Here is a 1,182-nt window from a genome sequence, read left to right on the forward strand (position 1 = left end):
GCCCGCTCCCACAGGTACACCACAGTTTCTGAGTACTGTGGTGTACCTGTGGGAGCGGGCAAGCCCGCGAAGAGGCCAGTGAAATTCTTGAAGCTATGAAAACAGAAAAGGAATTGCCCCCATGCGTGCCCTCGCCGCCCTCAGCCGCTTCGTCGGCAATACCTTCGCCCTGTGGGTGCTGGTGTTCGCCGTACTGGCCTTCCTGCAACCGCAATGGTTCATCGCCTTGAAGGTGGCCATCGTGCCGCTGCTGGGCCTGGTGATGTTCGGCATGGGCCTCACCCTCAAGCTCGATGACTTCGCCGCCCTCGCCCGCCAGCCCTGGCGAGTGATGCTGGGGGTGGTCGCGCACTTCGTGATCATGCCGGGCATGGCCTGGCTGTTGTGCCAGCTGTTCCACCTGCCGCCGGAAATTGCCGTGGGCGTGATTCTGGTTGGCTGCTGCCCGAGCGGGACAGCGTCGAATGTGATGGTCTGGCTGTCCCGCGGCGACCTGGCGCTGGCGGTGGCAATTGCCGCGGTGACCACCCTGCTCGCGCCGCTGCTGACCCCTGCGCTGATCTGGTTCCTGGCCTCGGCCTGGCTACCGGTGTCCTTCATGGACATGTTCTGGTCGATCCTGCAACTGGTGATGCTGCCGATCGTGCTCGGCGTACTGGCCCAGCGGCTGCTTGGCGCGCGGGTGCAGGCGGCGGTGCAGGTGCTGCCGCTGGTGTCGGTGGTGAGTATCGTGATGATCGTGTGCGCGGTGGTGGCGGCCAGCCAGGCGAAAATCGCCGAGTCGGGGCTGCTGATAATGGCGGTGGTGATATTGCACAACAGCTTCGGCTACTTGCTGGGGTACCTGACCGGCAAGCTGTGCAAGCTGCCATTGGCACAGCGCAAATCGCTGGCGCTGGAGGTGGGCATGCAGAATTCCGGGCTGGGCGCGGCACTGGCGGCGGCGCATTTTTCGCCGCTGGCTGCGGTACCGAGTGCGTTGTTCAGCGTTTGGCACAATATTTCCGGGGCGCTGCTGTCGACCTGGTTCCGGCGCATGGGGGAACCTGTGGCAGAAGCTGAAGGTGGGGAGCCGGCCAGGCATTGATGTTGCCTGCACTGGCACTTTCGCGGGCACGCCCGCTCCCACAGAGATCTACACAATCTTCAGACCTGTGCAGTACCTGTGGGAGCGGGCGCGCC

Annotated in this window: 1 protein-coding gene; it reads left to right on the forward strand. The window is 64.1% G+C overall.

Features of this window, described 5'->3' with window-relative positions; all coding sequences use genetic code 11:
• Positions 1-121: 121 nt before the first annotated feature.
• Positions 122-1,087: a bile acid:sodium symporter family protein gene (locus tag ACK1U9_RS25150; RefSeq protein ID WP_108481211.1), complete on the forward strand. Its 966-nt coding sequence runs from the start codon at positions 122-124 to the stop codon at positions 1,085-1,087.
• Positions 1,088-1,182 lie beyond the last annotated feature (95 nt).

The organism is Pseudomonas sp. XP1 (assembly GCF_053557675.1).

Coding starts and splice junctions, on each gene's coding strand:
- ACK1U9_RS25150 (WP_108481211.1), top strand. CDS start 122: ATGCGTGCCCTCGCCGCCCTCAGCCGCTTCGTCGGCAATACCTTCGCC.